The organism is Halalkalibaculum sp. DA3122 (genome assembly GCF_043951865.1).
Lineage (GTDB): Bacteria > Bacteroidota > Rhodothermia > Balneolales > Balneolaceae > JAMQKA01.
Genome location: NZ_JBINJF010000006.1, coordinates 90,869 through 108,411 on the forward strand (window position 1 = coordinate 90,869; position 17,543 = coordinate 108,411).

The 17,543-nt window shown below is 49.6% G+C and carries 16 protein-coding genes and 1 tRNA gene; 9 read left to right on the plus strand and 8 right to left on the minus strand.

All coding sequences use genetic code 11. The features are described 5' to 3' along the window. Entirely contained in the window at positions 1 to 411 is a 411-nt protein-coding gene (locus ACG2F4_RS05950) for a DoxX family protein (RefSeq protein ID WP_395259299.1), read from the minus strand. Positions 412 to 854: 443 nt separating this feature from the next. Here ACG2F4_RS05950 and ACG2F4_RS05955 point away from each other — a divergent pair, with 443 nt between their 5' ends. The 8 genes from ACG2F4_RS05955 to ACG2F4_RS05990 all read left to right on the plus strand — a co-directional run bounded on the left by ACG2F4_RS05955 (position 855) and on the right by ACG2F4_RS05990 (position 10,957). Further along, positions 855 to 1,052, plus strand: coding sequence for a hypothetical protein (locus ACG2F4_RS05955; RefSeq protein ID WP_395259300.1), 198 nt, complete (start codon positions 855 to 857; stop codon positions 1,050 to 1,052). 58 nt (positions 1,053 to 1,110) lie between these two features. Continuing rightward, complete coding sequence (locus ACG2F4_RS05960; RefSeq protein WP_395259301.1) at positions 1,111 to 1,980, plus strand: CHAD domain-containing protein; 870 nt, start codon at positions 1,111 to 1,113, stop codon at positions 1,978 to 1,980. Between the two features lie 46 nt (positions 1,981 to 2,026). Further along, entirely contained in the window at positions 2,027 to 2,317 is a 291-nt protein-coding gene (locus tag ACG2F4_RS05965) for a Smr/MutS family protein (RefSeq protein ID WP_395259302.1), read from the plus strand. A 289-nt stretch (positions 2,318 to 2,606) separates the two neighbouring features. Further along, positions 2,607 to 4,442 carry a hypothetical protein gene (locus tag ACG2F4_RS05970; RefSeq protein WP_395259303.1) on the plus strand — a complete coding sequence of 612 codons (1,836 nt, stop codon included), beginning with the start codon at positions 2,607 to 2,609 and terminating at the stop codon, positions 4,440 to 4,442. A gap of 558 nt (positions 4,443 to 5,000) precedes the next feature. Next, positions 5,001 to 5,909, plus strand: coding sequence for a hypothetical protein (locus ACG2F4_RS05975; RefSeq protein WP_395259304.1), 909 nt, complete (start codon positions 5,001 to 5,003; stop codon positions 5,907 to 5,909). A 611-nt stretch (positions 5,910 to 6,520) separates the two neighbouring features. Next, the gene (locus tag ACG2F4_RS05980; protein WP_395259305.1) at positions 6,521 to 8,155 is read left to right on the plus strand and encodes a LuxR C-terminal-related transcriptional regulator; all 1,635 of its coding nucleotides are present in this window, start codon (positions 6,521 to 6,523) and stop codon (positions 8,153 to 8,155) included. 242 nt (positions 8,156 to 8,397) lie between these two features. After that, complete coding sequence (locus ACG2F4_RS05985; RefSeq protein WP_395259306.1) at positions 8,398 to 9,306, plus strand: alpha/beta fold hydrolase; 909 nt, start codon at positions 8,398 to 8,400, stop codon at positions 9,304 to 9,306. 367 nt (positions 9,307 to 9,673) lie between these two features. Beyond that, the gene (locus tag ACG2F4_RS05990; protein WP_395259307.1) at positions 9,674 to 10,957 is read left to right on the plus strand and encodes a mechanosensitive ion channel family protein; all 1,284 of its coding nucleotides are present in this window, start codon (positions 9,674 to 9,676) and stop codon (positions 10,955 to 10,957) included. A gap of 157 nt (positions 10,958 to 11,114) precedes the next feature. On the opposite strand, the gene ACG2F4_RS05995 is transcribed toward ACG2F4_RS05990, so the two are convergent. From ACG2F4_RS05995 to ccsA, 7 genes are all read right to left on the minus strand, one after another. Next, a tRNA-Asn gene (locus ACG2F4_RS05995) sits at positions 11,115 to 11,189 on the minus strand. Between the two features lie 93 nt (positions 11,190 to 11,282). Beyond that, on the minus strand, positions 11,283 to 12,011 hold the full coding sequence (truA, locus tag ACG2F4_RS06000; RefSeq protein ID WP_395259308.1) for a tRNA pseudouridine(38-40) synthase TruA: 729 nt from the start codon (positions 12,009 to 12,011) through the stop codon (positions 11,283 to 11,285). A gap of 61 nt (positions 12,012 to 12,072) precedes the next feature. After that, on the minus strand, positions 12,073 to 12,732 hold the full coding sequence (locus ACG2F4_RS06005; RefSeq protein ID WP_395259309.1) for a hypothetical protein: 660 nt from the start codon (positions 12,730 to 12,732) through the stop codon (positions 12,073 to 12,075). Between the two features lie 26 nt (positions 12,733 to 12,758). Then, on the minus strand, positions 12,759 to 15,272 hold the full coding sequence (locus ACG2F4_RS06010) for a heme lyase CcmF/NrfE family subunit (RefSeq protein WP_395259310.1): 2,514 nt from the start codon (positions 15,270 to 15,272) through the stop codon (positions 12,759 to 12,761). A 138-nt stretch (positions 15,273 to 15,410) separates the two neighbouring features. Next, positions 15,411 to 15,809: a cytochrome c maturation protein CcmE gene (locus ACG2F4_RS06015; protein WP_395259311.1), complete on the minus strand. Its 399-nt coding sequence runs from the start codon at positions 15,807 to 15,809 to the stop codon at positions 15,411 to 15,413. Between the two features lie 4 nt (positions 15,810 to 15,813). Beyond that, the gene (locus ACG2F4_RS06020; protein WP_395259312.1) at positions 15,814 to 16,086 is read right to left on the minus strand and encodes a hypothetical protein; all 273 of its coding nucleotides are present in this window, start codon (positions 16,084 to 16,086) and stop codon (positions 15,814 to 15,816) included. After that, on the minus strand, positions 16,083 to 16,751 hold the full coding sequence (ccsA, locus tag ACG2F4_RS06025) for a cytochrome c biogenesis protein CcsA (RefSeq protein ID WP_395259313.1): 669 nt from the start codon (positions 16,749 to 16,751) through the stop codon (positions 16,083 to 16,085). The genes ACG2F4_RS06020 and ccsA overlap by 4 nt, the downstream gene beginning before the upstream one ends. Positions 16,752 to 16,971: 220 nt before the next feature. On the opposite strand from ccsA, the gene ACG2F4_RS06030 reads away from it, so the two are divergent. After that, entirely contained in the window at positions 16,972 to 17,499 is a 528-nt protein-coding gene (locus ACG2F4_RS06030) for a PH domain-containing protein (RefSeq protein ID WP_395259314.1), read from the plus strand. Positions 17,500 to 17,543 lie beyond the last annotated feature (44 nt).

Here is a 17,543-nt window from a genome sequence, read left to right on the forward strand (position 1 = left end):
CTATTCACTGTCCAGCGAATATTTGCCGGGACCGGTAAGGAAAATAGTGAGATAAATAGTAAGGAATAATACTGCTTTTTCCATACCGCTAAAGGGATCGTTGAACAGGTGGACAAAAAGGAAGGCCACCGTCATGTTAATCACCAGCACCAAAGCGGCAGCGCGGGTATAGTAACCGATCATGACCAGAAAAGCACAAATCGCTTCGGCAAATGCCGCAAGAATCAGAGAAATGGTCGGCCCCAACCCGATGGGATCGGCAAACTGGAAATTGCCACTGAACACGTTCATCAATTTACCCCAGCCGTGCCCATAGATCATGGCAAAAGAGGCGACCACCCGTAGTATAAGGAGTGATATCCCGATATCGACAAATTCTGACAGCTTACTTGATTTAAGACGTTTTAGCATAGTATATCCCTTATTATTAAGTTAGTTAGTGGCTAGTTCTATATAACAACTTTCCTGGCAGTATTGCCAATAAGAATTGACTTCCTGCTGCCTGGCAACTCCCTAAAAAACAACAGTATCTCCGCGGGGAGAAATTTTTTATGAATATAAATTACAAAAAAGCTTTCCTTTTCTTCAAAATCAACTAAATTGGCAACCGGTATCGTATTTTCCTCAATAAATCGAGGAGTTAGCCGGGATAAGCGTAAAAATGAAGGGATCACGTACCAGTGGGCGTTGCAAAATCAGGGATTTTACCCAAGATCAAAACCTAAACAAATTCAAACCCGCAGCTTTATATCCCGTACATAATGCCGAACCGGAACTGCTTTTCATTCCTTAAACTTTTTACCTTTATTTTCGTAATCGGATGAACATAAACGCAAATCAAATGGAATAGGTAAATGAGTGGACAAGGATCAACCGGAAATGTAATTGCCGCCCTCGCAAGCTTTTTTGTACCGGGACTCGGACAGCTGTTGCAGGGACGGTTTTTAATGTCTCTTACCCACTTTCTGCTGGCGGGTCTCCTCTGGCTAATCTGGCTGGGATGGATCATCCACCTGTGGTCGATACTTGACGCCGCCCGATTTTCGGGCTGACCAATTTTTATAAAATTTGAATTGCTTCCTTCCATGGGTTCGCTATTTTTGTGACATTATGGATTATGCACTGGCTACAGATGAATCGATCGACGAGGGAATAAAGCGGATCTACACGGACCGACTGCAGCAGATTATACCGACTATCCGGCCTCCTCACCAGAACCTGCACGAGGCGATCCACGATGCGCGCAGGGGCTTCAAGTTTATGCGCGCCTTGATCCGGCTGATCAAGTTCTCCCTGGAACCGGAGGCGTATGAGCAACAAAACCATATGTTTCGCGACATGGGCCGATTCGTCTCGGAACTTCGGGACCTACATGTGTTCATTCTCCTGATGCAGTATGTGGCGAGGGAGTCTCATTCGGTCCGGCCGCAAGATATTGAAGAAGGCCTGAACATCCTTCAACAGCAGGAAAAAGAACTGCTGGAGGAGGCCCGGGATCAGCACCGTTTTGAAGATATGGCCGACCGGCTCGAAGAGGTTCAAAATGCGTTCACAGAACAACAGGGGCTGCCAGACCAACAGTCACTTCTATTCCCCGGACTGAAGGAGATCTACAAAAAAGGGCGCGAAAACTACTTCAGGGCAGACGAGGAGGGTACCAAAGAGCAGTTCCACGAGTGGCGCAAGCAGGTAAAATATTTTATGAACGCCTTCCAGGTGTTGGCACATTTTTGGCCCGGAAAACTGGATATCAAGGGGAAAAGTCTCGCTCAGCTTTCCGATTACCTCGGGGAGGAGCATGACCTGGCCCTGCTCGACGACCTGCTTGTGGACCAGGATTTCCGCCGGCATCTGGGCAATATCAAGGCGATGCGCTCGTATGTCGATCAAAAACGATCATTCCTGCAGCGAAGCGCACTGAACCTCGGAGGATTCATCTATTCGAAAACAGAAGAAGAATTTATCTCATTTTTTAATTGATCTGTTCCCTGTTCTTCACGGTCACAGAAGCCTGCTCCCAGCTATCATGACAAACAGTGAACCCAATGAATTCCCGATTGATGGCACGCTGGACCTGCACACCTTCCGGCCGGAGGATCTTGGCTCGCTGATTCCCGACTATATTGAAGCCTGCCTGGAAAGGGAGATCTACGCTCTCCGTATTATCCACGGGAAGGGAACGGGGAGCCTCCGCCGATCGGTACATGCTCTCCTGGACCGGCATCCCCGCGTTGAAAGCTATTCGCTGGCAGGTGACCGCAGCGGCTGGGGCGCCACCCTTGTTAATTTGAGGGAGGAACCCCGGGAATCGTTTTAATACTATCACCCGTCACACAAAGAGTTGCCTGGTTTCAGCGTCCCTTCTCAGTATTTTAACCCTCTGATTTTCCTGTCCGAACTCTTTCGGGAAAATCACTGACGCTTTCCTATATTCAGAATCAACCAGAATCGAGAACCTGTCACCCGACCGCTGGATCTGCCCGGCTCAGATCGTCGATTAAAGGCTGGAGATATCAATAGTCCAGACCCTGCGGAATACCGGGCCCGGTCCGGGTGACAAACGTGAGAACCGGCAACGCCGCTTTAAAATTTGTTAATACCCAGAGATGCCACAAAACAGATCCGCATTACGAGAAGCCATTACCAACCAGCTGCGCAGAATAGAATCCAAAATTGAGATTGTCAATCGGTGGGACAGCCGTATTTCCCGGTATCGCCTCGGCGTATTTGGCGGGGGCATTGCAGCTCTCTATGTCGCCGCCCAAACCGGGAGTCCCGCGATCACTCTCCTGGTCCTGGGGCTTCTGCTGGGCGTATTTTTCTGGCTGGTATCGCGACATCAAAAAGTGGAGCGGCAACAACAGCGGCTGACGCTCTGGAAAAAGATCCGCGGCACGCACCTGGCACGGATGGACCTGGACTGGGAACAGATTCCCCCTCCCCCCTCCTCGGAGCCGGAAGAGGACCATCCGTATGCCGGCGATCTCAACATTACGGGGCGCCGCTCGCTGCTCCACCTGATCGACACGGCGATCTACGCCGGGGGCAGCGATCAGCTTAAACAGTGGCTGCTCGACAACACCCCGGATACCGGCCGTATCCTGCAGCGCCAGCAGCTGGTGCGGGAACTCAAGCCGATGGCCCACTTTCGAGATCGGCTTCAGCTGCGGGCGGCCATCAGCAAATCGTACAAATCGGAGCAGGACTGGAATATGGCGGCACTGCTCCGCTGGCTGGACCGGTCGGCCTCGGAATCCTATACCGGTGCCCTTGCACTGTTGGGCGGACTTGCTGCCGCAAACTGGATACTGGGCATCCTTTACCTGGCGGGAATGGTGCCCCCCTATGTTATTTTCAGTGCTGTAATCTACCTGCTAGCCTATAATTTCAACTCCGGAAAGGTGAAAGGGCTCTTTGACGCCTCCTACCAGATGGAAAAACTGTTGTCAAGATTCAGCTCCATCCTGATCTACCTGGAAGAGTACCCCTACAAGAAAGGCTCCAGGCTTGAAGAGTTTTGTGCTCTGTACAAACAGCAGGAAACCCGGCCCTCCCGGTTCCTTAAAAAAATTGTCCGCCTGGCCGCGGCGGCTTCATCCCAAAAAAGTGAGATTATCTGGGCTATACTGAACCTGCTGTTGCCCTGGGATCTCTACTTTTCGTACAAGCTGGATCAATACAAAACGGAGCTCAAAGATCCACTGAACCGCTGGCTAGACCATTTTTACCAGCTTGAGGCGCTCTGTTCGCTGGCCAACTTTGCGTGGCTTAACCCTGGCTACATCCTTTCGGCACCGGCCGCCGATCGCTCACAGCCGGTCCTGAGCGCCACCGACCTGGGACACCCCCTCATTCCCCACGAAGAGAAGGTGACAAATGATGTGACGATTGAAAAAAATGGCTCTCTCATTCTCATCACCGGGTCAAATATGTCTGGCAAAAGCACCTACCTGCGGACGCTGGGTATCAACCTGTGCCTCTGTCTCTCCGGTGGACCGGTGAATGCCCGAAGCTTCCATGCCATCCCATTTCGGCTCTTTAGCAGTATCAACGTGGTGGACTCGCTGGATGAAGGGCTCTCGCATTTCTATGCGGAGGTACGCAAGCTGCGGCGGTTGCTGGATGCGCTGGAACGGGAGGATACCTGGCCGCTCTTTTTTCTGGTGGATGAAATTTTTCGTGGTACCAACAACCGGGAACGCCTGATCGGGAGCACCGCTTTCCTGAAGCATGTGGCCGGCACCGACGGGGTCGGTGTGGTCTCAACCCACGATCTTGAACTGGCCTCGCTGGAAGATGAGATTCCACAGCTCACCAACTGGCATTTCGAGGAGACGATCAAAGACGGGAAAATGAGCTTCGAATACAAGCTGAAGCCGGGTCCCTGTCCCACCACCAACGCACTGACCATCATGAAAATGGAAGGGTTGCCCGTGGAATGATTGAATGATTGATTCATTGAGTGAGTGGGAACCGGGAGATCCACGAGTTTATTTCTTTTTTTGCAACTTTTCACGAGTTGTTACGAAAAAGCAAACTACATTTCGCCAAGGGTCCCCCCGTTAAGTTAGGGATGGGAGCAAAGCTATGGTGACATTTCTTGCAAATTTATCACCGCTCGGCTCGAGGTAATCCAATTTACATTATATCCCAAGTTCAGAAAGTCAGCCCGATTTTCTGAACGTAGATAACCTACACCAAAAGCCTTCCACTGACCTGGAGGGCTTTTAAATTTATTAGCCTCCCTGTTTTGAAGAAAATTGTTACGTTTTCGAATCCTTATTGCTTACTGGTACCCCTCTCCCAGATGTACCCCAATTTAAAGCAGGCAGTACAAAATAGTACCTGATCAATATTGGCTGGATCTGCATCGGTACCGGCAGGCCAACAAATATTATATTCAATTAATATTAACATAATTCTTTGTGGTTACACCCCGATTTCAATAACTAAAAAGAGGTGATGCTGGGAAATAAATATCAATATAAAATCGAGGGAAGATGATAAAAAACAACTATTTGGCACTTGGTATTTTTTTAGTAACAGTGATGGTTTTGTATAGCTGCGATTCTGTAACAAATACTGATCAATTAGCCGGAGAAACGAAGCAGCAATCAGCCGGTCTGATCCTGGAAAAAGGCCAGCATGCGGGATCCAACAGCTCCGCCAGCCTTGTTGTTGTCACCCCGGATAACCTTATGGGATGGCAAGAACTGAATGTTCGGGGAGATGGGGAGAGCATAATAAGTGACGCGGTAGCGGACCAGCACGGTGGGATGGCTTCGTTGCAACAGTCCTTTAGCGATAGTGAGGGAAAAACAGATTTTCGCTTGGTCCAGGCGTTTGGACCGGTCGAAAATTTGAATGCCCTTAGTTTTGACTGGTACAGGGATGGCAGCAGCACCGCTCCGGACCACCTGACACCGGCCATAGGGATCTTTGTAGATGATGGTAATGGAAATTCCTGGCTGCTTAAGTGGGAGGGTGTTTACAATGGGTACCCGACTACTGGTCCACCTGCCCCCACTGACCAGTGGATCACTGAGAATCTGCTGAACGGAAATTTCTGGAGAATACCCCAATATGTAAATGGCGAATGGGTAGGCTTCAGCGGTTGTAATGAGGCTGGAGATCCATACGGTTGTTTCCAGTTTGATCGCTCGCTGACCGACGAGTGGCTGGATGGATACAGTGTAGAAGGTATCGAGGCAGGTATCGGCTCCGGCTGGAATGGTTCATTCAAAGGACATGTAGATTACATCACTATCAACGACACGATATTCGACTTTGAAATAGCCGTCAATCCCGAAACCAGGCAGGAGTGCATGAAGGGAGGCTGGGAAGAGTTCGGTTTCAAAAATCAAGGCCAGTGTATTCGGTATGTCAACACCGGGAAAGACAGCCGGTAACGGCATCCTTTCTCTCATTCTATAAACGTAAAAAGCCCTCTTGCAAAACAGGAGGGCTTTTTAAATCGATATATGTATCATCGCAACATGAAAAAATGACCAGGAATAAAAAATTTATTACGGAAACAGTTAAGCACTTTTCCGGACAAAACAAATAATTTAGTGCTAACATGAGCTTAACGGGCGACAGGCCTCGCCGCTGGCTGCCTACACAAAATTTTCTATCTGAAATTGCACTATAAGAGGGCTTTGAAAAGCCAGGAGGGTTGGTCAAGATCAACCCCTGAGCGGATTTGGAACCGCAGTTTATATCTCATAAATGAGGAGTTCAAATCCGCGAAAATGACGATATCGGCCAAAACAACGATTTTGCAAAGACCTCTGAAAAATAATTTGCGTCGTTCCGCCTACCGCTTAAGCTAAATATCATTAGCTGGCCCATACAATACATCTCCGACCCAGGGGATAAGTCGAGTACAGTTACAAAAAAGTGTAACTATTTAGCAGTTACTAAACTCTGACTTCATCCTGCTGACAAAATGTTTTTCAATATTCAAACTTTTTGCCGTATCCTAATGGAAGGGGATGCTCTATTATAAAGGGGGGTCCACATGGCCAGCGACAACACACTTAAACAGGGGCGTCAAGCATTTCGTCAGCAGGCGTGGGCTGATGCATATACCTTTCTGTCTGCTGCGGACGAAGAAACCGTTCTTGATGCTGATGATCTCGAATCCTTGGCGAAAGCTGCATATCTGATCGGCAAGGAATCAAAATGTACCAAAATATGGGCACGGGTCCATCAAAAATTTCTGGAACAGAATAATACCGAGCGGGCGGCCTGCAGTGCGTTCTGGCTGGGGATGGTGCTCTTTAACCGAGGTGAACATGCCCAGGGCAGCGGCTGGATCGCCCGGGCAAAGCGACTGATTAAAGATTATAAACAGAAATGTGCTGAGCAGGGACTTCTGCTGATACCCCGTGGACTTCAACAACTTCGCCAAGGGGACGGTGAGGCAGCTTATAACCTTTTTAATCAAGCTGCGAAAATCGGAACCCGTTTCAAAAATAAAGATCTCCAAACACTGGGCAGACTAGGCTGTGGGCAAGCTTTGATCCAGCAAAAAAGAATAGAGGAAGGTACAACACTGCTGGACGAGGCGATGGTAGGTGTTGTTTCTGATGAGCTCTCGCCCATTGTTGCCGGCATTGTGTACTGCGCAATCATCGAAACCTGTCAAAAGATTTATGATCTCCAGCGGGCCCAGGAATGGACGGATGCCCTGAGCCGGTGGTGCGATGCTCAGCCGGACCTGATCCCTTATCGAGGGCAGTGCCTGGTGCGCCGCGCCGAAATCCTGCAATTGCGTGGCAGGTGGCCGGATGCCATGGAAGAAGTCCAGCGGGCTTGTGAGCTCACGCAAACATCAAGTCCGCCCGCTACCGGGGAGGCTTTTTACAGGCAGGCCGAACTATACCGGTTGCAGGGTCACTATTCCAAGGCGGAAAAAGCATACCGGCAGAGCAGCAAATGGGGCCGAAGTCCACAACCGGGGCTGGCTCTGTTAAGACTGGCCCAGGGCGATATCGACTCCGCCAAAACGGCCATCCAGCATGTGGAAGATGAAATCCAGGAACGGATGCCCCGATCAAGAATACTTCCTGCATACGTGGAAATTATGCTGGCCTCGCAGGAATTACAGACCGCTAAGGCAAAAGCCAGTGAACTTTCAGACATTGCCACTGAGCTCGGAGCTCCTTACCTGAACGCCATTGCAGCTCGATCCCAGGGAAGTGTTCTACTTGCAAATTCAAAACCGGGTACGGCATTAAAAAAATTGCGGCAATCCTGGTCCCTGCTGAAACAGGTTGAGGCCTCATACGAATCTGCCCGAACACAGGTACTCATCGGACTTGCCTGTCGCAATCTCGGAGATGAAGACACTGCCACGATGGAATTTCATGCCGCCCGGGAGATATTTGAACAGCTTGGGGCCACCCCGGACCTTTCCAACGTCAATTCCCTTATCAAAAAAAAGAGACCTGAAAACACTCACGGGCTGACGCCGCGCGAACTGGAAGTGCTCTGCATTCTTGCTACCGGCAAAACCAATAAAGATATCGCCAAAGAGCTGTATATCAGCGAGCGAACGGTAGACCGCCATGTTAGCAACATCCTGGGCAAACTGAACGTAGAAACCCGGGCTGCCGCTACTGCCTATGCCTATGAACATAATCTGGTGTGAAGCTGGTATATAACGGATTTAATACGCTGTTTTCTATCCTACAATCAAGCCCGGCTGTCTTCGGAATACAAAATAAAACCGCTCCCCGGCCAAGGTTTATAATCCGATATCAAAAAATGGGTAATATTACCCAGATCTACTTTTTCCAACAATTGGGTACTCTCTCCGATTCGCCCTCCTCTATTACCGGTTATATTTCCGGCAAATAGAAACTACTCACTTATAAATTGAAGGTGGGGATTATGATGAATACAGTACGTTCCGCACATGAAAAAGAGAAACACACCTCGGCAACCAAAAATCGCACGCAGCTTACGGAACCTCTTCCCGTGACTGAGCACCAGCTTAATATAGCGGGTATTTCAACAGCTGTACTTATGGGCGGTGAAGGAACTCCGGTGATACTGCTGCATGGACCGGGTGAGTCATCCGTCTGGTGGATGCGTGTCATTCCAAAGCTTATAAAAAACAATCGCCTAATCGTACCCGACCTGCCCGGACACGGGGAATCCAGAGTCGATAAAGAGTCCCTGGATACCGGCCTCGTATTCGGCTGGCTCAGCGATCTGATCAATCAAACCTGCCCCTCTCCTCCCATCCTGGCAGGTAACATTCTTGGAGGATCCATTGGAGCCCGCTTCGCGATCGAGCATGGAAATCAGATCAGCCGGTTGGTGCTCGTCAATTCACTCGGGCTTGGAAAATTCAGGCCAAAACCCAGCTTTGCTTTTAATCTGTTCCGCTTCATGCTCTGGCCAACCGAGAAAAACTTTAGCCGTTTCTTCCCGCACTGCATGTATGATGTGGATACCCTGCGTCAAAGCATGGGGAAATACTGGGATCCCTTTGTAGCATATAATCTTGAATGCGCCCGCGATAAAGAGCGGAGCGATGCTTTGCAATTCATGATGAAAAAACTCGGTATCCCAAAGATTCCTGACAAAGAATTACGGGAAATTAATGTCCCCACAGCCCTGATATGGGGACGACATGACAAAGCGAACAAACTTAACATTGCAGAAGCCGCAAGCAAAAAGTACGGTTGGCCCTTGCAGATTATTGAGAAAACACGAGACGACCCCAAGCTCGAACGACCGGAAGCGTTTGTGGATGCGCTCTACAGCATTATAAACCATATGCCGACACCCTGAGCACTGCTAACTATCTAACTAAAATGGAGTACAATTATGAAAACGAAAACAAAGCAGCATTGCGATGACACCTACGGTTCAAAACCACTCCCAAAATCATGAACGCTTCCTTGCCATGGTAATGGTAAATGCCCTGAAATAATTTACCTCCTGGTGTGCCGGATGTCGGCCGTTGCTGGCAGAACACGTATACCACCGATCAGGCTGACCTACATGGATAGAATGCACTGGGAATTCGACAATTACAAAAAACATGAAGTTTAAGAAGCGCTATTTCGTGCTGTTAAATATATTGCTGACGATGTGATATATTGTATCGAACATTTGAAGAGCTGCAACTCATTTTTTACCACAACAATAAAAAACGATGAATCACCTTGAGGATTGGATTGAGTCGCTACTGGTAAATACAGGAATCGCTGAAGAGTGGGCGGTCTACCTGCGGCTTTTACTTTTTATCCTGATTCTGATCCTGCTCTCGGGAATCGCTTATATTACTACAAAACGGATTATCATCCACTATCTCTATAAATTTGTAAAGATGTCATCCGTAACCTGGGATGATGCCCTGGCCGATCACAAGGTATTCAACAACGTAGCCCACATCATTCCCGCGATCTTAGTCCGCATCATGGCACCCGTTATTTTCGCCGACTTTGAGCAGGCCCTTCCGTTCGTCATTAAAATAACGGACAGTTACCTGCTGATTGTGGGCATGACAATCATCTTTGCCTTTCTCAGGGTTGCACAATACGGACTTGCTTCCCATCCCATCTTTAAAGATAAACCGATTGCAAGCTATTTTCAGCTTGCCAGAATCATCCTGTATATCATTACCGGTATCCTGGTTCTTTCCCTGATCCTGGAGCGGTCACCCGTCTATTTCCTTAGTGCCTTCGGTGCGATGACAGCAATTGTCCTGCTGATCTTTAAAGATACGATTCTCGGACTGGTGGCCAGTGTGCAGATGTGGTCCAATGATATGGTGCGGGTGGGCGACTGGGTGGAGATGCCCAAATACAACGCGGACGGGGATGTGATTGAAATCAACCTGAACACGGTTAAAATTCAGAACTGGGACCGAACCATCACCACCATTCCGACCTATTATTTTATCACCGACAGCTTTAAAAACTGGAGAGGCATGCAGCAGAGCGGCGGGCGGAGAATCAAGAGGGCGATTTATATCGATTCCCATACAGTAAAGTTTGTAGATGCGGAGATGCGCGAGGAGCTCAAAAAATACCACCTGCTCAAGGAATACCTGGAAACGAGGCAGAAAGAGATTGAAGAATACAATGAGAAACATAACCTGGATACGTCTGTATTGATCAATGGACGGCGAATGACCAATCTTGGAGTGTTCAGAAAGTATGTTGAATTGTACCTGAAAAACCATCCCCAAATTAAACAGGATATGACCGTGATGGTTCGCCAGCTCGGAACGGAGAGCCGGGGCATTCCCCTGGAGATCTACTGTTTTACCAATACCACCGCCTGGCTGGAGTATGAGACCATACAGGCAGATATTTTTGACCACCTGTATGCTACGGTAGCATTCTTCGACCTCGATATCTTCCAGGAACCCAGCGGCAGGAATTTTTCCAACGTTTTCCAGCCTCTGGGAAACAATATTTCGAGTGAAAATTAACCTTCCACTTTAGTAATTCCCTTGTATGCCCTTTTGGTCCTCAAGCATCTGGATAAGTTGAGATCAACTGTATAGCTGATAAAAAGGTGGGAAAAGACTGGCACAAAATAAGAAAGTGCGAACCTGGAAAGGACCAGATTCGCACTTCATTATGTGATGGCTCCCCGGGTAGGATTCGAACCTACGACCCATCGGTTAACAGCCGATTGCTCTGCCGCTGAGCTACCGAGGAATAGAGCAGTTGATTACCTGTTTCAACCGTCTCAAACAGAGGACAAATATAATGGATTCATGCAACTCAAGTCAAGGCGAATTTAAAACTTTTTTAGTACCTCACCTTCTCCAGTATCAGCCCCTTTGAGGGGGTTCCGTGACCGTTTTGGTCTGCCGAGGGATGGTCCAGCAGATAGATAAATTCATCCACCGTTTTCTTGCCTTTGCCGACTTGCAGGATTGTTCCCACCAACCGCCGAACCAGGTGTCGCAAAAAGCGATTGGCTTCGATATGATATACCAGCATATGTCCCCGCTGTTCAAACTCTGAGAGCAGTATATCGCAGCTGGTGTTTCCCTGTTCAGGGTCCGATTTTATAAAGCTTTCGAAGTCATGGACTCCCCGAACAGAAGAAGCGCAGATCTGCATCGCCTGCAAGTCCAGCGGGTTCAGCACCATCTGGGCATAGCGCAGGTTGAGCGGACTGGAGCGCGTAACAATTTGGTACCGGTAGCGCCGGCTGCGAGCGTCAAAACGGGCGTGAAAGTCATCCCGAACCTGTTCCAGGCGGTATACTGATATATTCCGCGGGAGTACGCCAAGCAGCGCATAGATTAGTCGGTCGGCGTCCAGCTCGTCCGGGTAATCGAAATGGGCAACCTGCTCCTCGGCATGAACCCCGCTGTCGGTGCGCCCCTGCCCTTTTATATCGACAGGATATCCCAGAATTTGGGACAACGCCTCTTCTATCGTTCCCTCCACCGTTGGCCCTTCCGGCTGTCGCTGCCAGCCGTAGTAATCGGTCCCATCGTATTCGACATATATTTTATAACGGGCCATGATCAATAATTTTGACGCCGCAAGCCCGGGGATGACTGGCGAAATATTGCGTGATTAACCATCAAAAGCGAAAGCTCATTCGTGCCACAACACCGTGGGTTCCCTGTACGGGATCAAGAGAAAACGTGGTTCCTGCAGATTTTGAATGCTGCGCCCGGTTATAGGCGCTGACCGCACTGATCACCCGGTTCAACACCATCAGGGAGAGCAGGGCCGGCAACTGCTGTTCCATTGTTTCAAACCGCGATCTCAAATCCCGGTAGTGGTGCCGCGCCCCGGTATCCGACCAGTTCCACCGGTTGGCGGGAATATCTTCATACAGTTGATCCCAGTTTCGGCTCCGCTCCTGGTAATCGTTGTAGGCATCGAGGTTGTCGTAATCTTCCACGGCAAGCCGGAAGCCGCGGTCGCGCGGCTCAATATCTACCCCAGCCTCTGCACGGGCATAGGTAAACCAGTTCTGCCGCATATTGCCCGAATGTATCTTCAATCCAGCATAGGAGAGCAAAAGCGCCGCCTCTGCCGCCAGGTGATACTGTCCCCGTTCCCAATCCGAGGGATTCACGTGGTGGTGCCCCCACCCGGGGACAACCAGCGACTTGAGAAATGCGATTTTGGGATCGGAATCCAGTCGGGGAGCGGAGGCTTCACTATCCAGGTCCTGGGAAACAGCACTGCCTGACAACCCCAAAACCAGTATAATCGGCAGGAACCATTTCATCTGTACACGGGATTTCCGATCTGTAATTAGTTTTTTTTGCGGTCCCGGTCCCAATGCCGAAATATAGAGACGCTGAATCCCGCCATCAGGATAAATGTACCGAGCCACACAACCGAAACAAACGGTTTTTCCTCGGCCACAATCAGCACCCATTCGTCCTGCGGCTCTCCCTCAATACCATGGACTTTAAGCTCGATTTTGCCGGTAGAGGGATCCACGCTCGTAAACTGGACAAACATATCCCGCCCGGGAACCTGCATGGGCGGAGCGTACGTCCAGCTTTTTCCATCCTTTTTGTAAATTGCGAACAGCGGATTGAGTGTATCCCTGACCCCGGTGGCCCGGTGAATAACATCGAGATCGGCGCGCACGGCAATGAGTGTACTGTCGGGCAGGGATTCCGGGTCCGCGGGCGTGTAATCGGAAAAGTCGAACTGGTAGCCCCCCATATTCAGCGACTCTCCCCTGCCAAGGCTGATGGTCTGTACCTGGGTGGAATCGCTCTGCTGATCCGGCGTCGTTTGGGAGGCCGATGCCGGCTGCATATTTGAGTTGTCCGGGCTGTTATTTTTAACCTGCTCGTTTTTCTGCTCCACGTAAGAGCTGCCCGCCACGTACATATAGATATCGCTCATAAAAGTAGTATAGACATCCGGATCCACCGACCACTCAATGCGATTGGCCGAAGAGCTGGAAAGCATCGGGTAGACTTCGGGATAAAGGGTAAACTGGCGGCCGTTGCCGTCTACCGGCTCAAATTTAATTTTGTACTGTTGCTGACCCGGGCGTTCCTGGTTGGCCAGCGTATATCCCTCATAGGTCACTTTGTATTTACCGTTCACCACCTTGGGCTCGTTCAATTTCAGCTCAAGAAAGTTCACCTTTTGGCGGACAGGTATTCCCTCGTCATCCGTGACCTTTCCCGCGGCTATCGCCTCATTATAATTCCGGGTGGAAAGATCCAGCAGGGTTCCGTTGTATGCAGAGGAGGCCAGGATACCAAGCAGCAGCACTCCAAAACCGACATGCGTCAATGCGCCCCCGATCAATTTCGGATTTTTAAACATCATCCGAACCATCATGAAACCGTTACCAACCAGGGCAAACCAGCCGGCAAGAATATAGAGCAGGTAGTAAAAGTTACGTACATTGCCGAGCATCATGGTGGCCAGCGTCAGCACGCAGCTAATGATCACCGGCCAGGTGAGATCGCGTGCCAGCGATTCCGCATCCTGTCGTTTCCAGAACAGGAACTGGCCGATCACGGTCATAAACGCCGCCAGTATGGCCAGCGGCATGGTCCACTCGTTGTAGAAGCTGATCTCCGGCGGCGTGGGGTTTGCCTCAAACAGCCGGCCGATAATCGGGGAACTGGTACCGATAATGATCACAAACCCGATCAGGAACAGCACCATGGCCCCCGCGAAAGTCATAAACTCCCTGCTCAGCAGTTTCGACTCCTTATTCTGCCGCGGCAGATCTTTATAGCGGTAGATCAACATCCCGATGCCTACGGCCGTTACGACAAACATAAAGGCCAGCAGCTGGTTGTAGAGTCCCAGGTCCACAAAGCTGTGTACCGAGGAGTCGGCCAGAATTCCGGAACGCGTGAGGAACGTTTCATAGACGATAGCCACATATGCGAGGATTGCAAAGACGATAGAGGCTTTTTGCGACGTGGAACTCTTCTTCTGTATTACCATTGTATGGATACCCGCCGTACCCAGCAGCCAGGGAACAAACGAGGCGTTTTCGACCGGGTCCCACGCCCAGTATCCGCCAAAGGAGAGCGTTACATAAGCCCAGTACCCGCCCAGGAAGATTGCAGTGAGCAGGGCCACGTTTGCCCCGAGGGTCCACGGCATGGCGGGATGTACCCACTCATTATACTTCTCTTTCCAGAGGGCGGCCATCGCAAAACAGTAGGGAATCGTCATCATCGCAAACCCGAGGAAAAGCACCGGAGGGTGAATCATCATCCAGGGACTTTTCAGCAGGTCGTTGAGTCCTTTCCCTTCGGAGGGCACAAAATCGGGATTGGCCTGTATAAAGGGCGCGTTCGGCATCTCCTGGGCCAGCGTTCGAAACGGGGAGGCTCCCAGCTGCAAATCCCCGATGGAGACCCCCGCTATCATCGAAATCAGGAATATTTGCGTGAGTGTTAAAAAGAACAGCACCGGCCCGCGATACGGCTTTTCCGTCCATTTCATCAGTCCCAGGCCGATAAAAAATGAACACAGGATCCATACCATGAAGCTGCCCTCCTGGCCGCCCCATAACGCGGAGATCAGGTACTTCAGCTGCAGATCACTGCTGGTGTAATTGTATACATAATAGTATTGAAACTGGTGGTTTAGGATCAGGTAGAGCAGCAACCCGGAGGCCGCTATAATAAGGGCTCCCTTTATTCCAAACAGCCAGTTGGAGATGCGATACAGGCGTTCATCGTCGCGACTGGAATACAAAAAATAGCCAATGCCGGCAAAAATACTTGTGGCAAAAGCCACATAAATCAGGATGTTTCCTATTGTACCAATCATCAGGTTTTGTACAAAATTTTAGAATTGAAAGTCACAGATCAGCATAAGTCTGGCGCCAGAGACCTGGACAAGGTTGTGGCTGCCAGTGCACGCTCAGGGCAGCCGCTGCAGTTGATAAAACATGGAGCGACCAATTGATTACCCGGCGGCACTGGCCCGTTCAAACTCGGCGGCATCTGCATCGTTATATTTGGAGGGACACTTCATCAGCATGTCGTTGGCGTAAAAGACGCCGTTATCCATCTCCCCGATGACCACCAGCTGGGTAGCCTGTTCAAAGTTGTTGGGTTTTGGCTTTGGATACACCACCCGGCGAATGTTGCCATCCTGATCTTCCATAAAGAAAGAAAACTGCTTGTTTTCCATTGAAAAACCGTAGTCCCGGGAGTCGTCCCACTTGCCCACAACATGAGCCCCGCTCATACCTTCGGCTTGTTCAAAGTTAACATAGGTGCTGATGCTGTTACCAAAATTGTACATCAACAGCGAGGTAAAACCGACAATAGCTACAATTCCTACTAAAACTTTGGGTCTCATGAGATTATTGTGTGTGTTCTTTAGTTACCTTGTCTTCTAGTTTGGCGACTTTTTTGTCTACCCGGATGATAAAAAACAGGAGAATAAACCAGATAATCAGGCTGACGCCCAACACGATGAAAATAAGATCGTAGGAGGCCGCTGTTTGCATCAGCACGCCCGCGTTTTCCATGCCGCTCGTTCCCTCCCATTTCTGGGAATAGGTTTCGGTGAGCGTGTCGACTTTGCCAACGTTTGAAAGCGTATCTTCTTGTATTTGGGCCCAAATCTTATTCATACAGACGATTCTTCATACTGGTATTTAATTTTTTTGTAACGATTGAGTATCTCTATCAACCATATTGACAGCCCGATAAATCCAATAATAGCAGGATAAAAGATATAACGCAGCTCGGGCGCGGTAATTTCGCTGAATGCGGGATTACCTTCGGCCCCGGGATGCAGGCTCGGCAGCTGCCTTGGTACAATATACAGCAAAAACGGGATTGTAGTAGCGGCAAATACATTATATACGGCCGACAGCTTGGCCCGTTTTTCCCGGTTGTCAAAGGCGGTGCGCAGTACAAAATAGGCGACGTATATCATCATGGCCAGCGCCGAAAGATTCATGCGCGGCTCCGCAAACGTCCACCATGTTCCCCAGGTAAAACGTGCCCAGAGCGAACCGGTAACCAACCCGCAGATACCAAAAACAAGTCCCACCTGCGTGGCCGACTCCGCTTTTCGATCCAGCTCCAGGTCCTGGCTGTTCAGGTAGCGAATGCTGTAGACAAATCCCGCGGCAAAGCAGACCGACATGGTAAACCACATCGGGACGTGCAGAAAAAGATTACGAGCCGATTCCTTCAGGATGGGGATATCCGGGATGGGGATCAGGAAACCCGCGACAAGTACACCGGTCATCCATATCGCCACCAGATATTTCCAGGGTTTTAATTTCACCTTCACAAGATGTTCGTTGAATGTTGTGAGTAGCTTTTAGCCTTGCACTGACTTTGTTTCAGCTGGCAAAGGCGAATAATATACGAAACATCAACCGAAAATTTGAACGGGATCCCCTATTGTTTTGCTGTATTTTACCTATGTTTACAGTTGCTGAGTTTTAGATTAAATTGTAAAGTGGACTTTGTAGAATCTTCATAAATTTACGAGCGGTTATCCTATGTCTACTAACACAACAACAAAGAAAATTACCCTCACGCCCAGCTGGAAGCACTATTTTATTGCTTATGTGCTGTCGGTGCTTGCGATACCGCTGTTCGGGATCGGGCTGATTGCCTTTTATTTTGTGCGAAAAAAACACAAGAACATTCGTTTTGCGGTCACTGATACCCAGATCTCGTCAATCGACTCAAAATATCACCGCAATATCGATTTGGTCAACATTGAGAAGGTGACCATCGAACAGGGCTGGCTCCAGGAAAAATTGAATGTCGGTACGCTCCTGCTCAGCACGTCGGCCACATCGGTGGAGCTGATCGGTATGGAAAACCCCGGGCAGCTGAAGCAGATGATCGAGGAGACGATTGCCCGGCAAAAAAAACAGCAGGAGAAAAAGAATTTCAGGAGAACCCAAGACCCCAAACACAAGCCGGGATCGATGGATAAGATGGATTACCTTACCGGACTTTGGCACCAGGGCCTGTTATCGGAAGAGGATTTTGAGAGTGAAAGGAAAAATTTTGAGTGATACGCATAATACAAGGGTTCCAAGGAACACCCTCCCAAACAGGC

Excerpts from the sequence above, each read along its gene's own strand:
- ACG2F4_RS05950 (WP_395259299.1), bottom strand. The coding sequence starts at position 411 with ATGCTAAAACGTCTTAAATCAAGTAAGCTGTCAGAATTTGTCGATATC.
- ACG2F4_RS05955 (WP_395259300.1), top strand. The coding sequence starts at position 855 with ATGAGTGGACAAGGATCAACCGGAAATGTAATTGCCGCCCTCGCAAGC.
- ACG2F4_RS05960 (WP_395259301.1), top strand. The coding sequence starts at position 1,111 with ATGGATTATGCACTGGCTACAGATGAATCGATCGACGAGGGAATAAAG.
- ACG2F4_RS05965 (WP_395259302.1), top strand. The coding sequence starts at position 2,027 with ATGACAAACAGTGAACCCAATGAATTCCCGATTGATGGCACGCTGGAC.
- ACG2F4_RS05970 (WP_395259303.1), top strand. The coding sequence starts at position 2,607 with ATGCCACAAAACAGATCCGCATTACGAGAAGCCATTACCAACCAGCTG.
- ACG2F4_RS05975 (WP_395259304.1), top strand. The coding sequence starts at position 5,001 with ATGATAAAAAACAACTATTTGGCACTTGGTATTTTTTTAGTAACAGTG.
- ACG2F4_RS05980 (WP_395259305.1), top strand. The coding sequence starts at position 6,521 with ATGGCCAGCGACAACACACTTAAACAGGGGCGTCAAGCATTTCGTCAG.
- ACG2F4_RS05985 (WP_395259306.1), top strand. The coding sequence starts at position 8,398 with ATGATGAATACAGTACGTTCCGCACATGAAAAAGAGAAACACACCTCG.
- ACG2F4_RS05990 (WP_395259307.1), top strand. The coding sequence starts at position 9,674 with ATGAATCACCTTGAGGATTGGATTGAGTCGCTACTGGTAAATACAGGA.
- truA (WP_395259308.1), bottom strand. The coding sequence starts at position 12,011 with ATGGCCCGTTATAAAATATATGTCGAATACGATGGGACCGATTACTAC.
- ACG2F4_RS06005 (WP_395259309.1), bottom strand. The coding sequence starts at position 12,732 with ATGAAATGGTTCCTGCCGATTATACTGGTTTTGGGGTTGTCAGGCAGT.
- ACG2F4_RS06010 (WP_395259310.1), bottom strand. The coding sequence starts at position 15,272 with ATGATTGGTACAATAGGAAACATCCTGATTTATGTGGCTTTTGCCACA.
- ACG2F4_RS06015 (WP_395259311.1), bottom strand. The coding sequence starts at position 15,809 with ATGAGACCCAAAGTTTTAGTAGGAATTGTAGCTATTGTCGGTTTTACC.
- ACG2F4_RS06020 (WP_395259312.1), bottom strand. The coding sequence starts at position 16,086 with ATGAATAAGATTTGGGCCCAAATACAAGAAGATACGCTTTCAAACGTT.
- ACG2F4_RS06030 (WP_395259314.1), top strand. The coding sequence starts at position 16,972 with ATGTCTACTAACACAACAACAAAGAAAATTACCCTCACGCCCAGCTGG.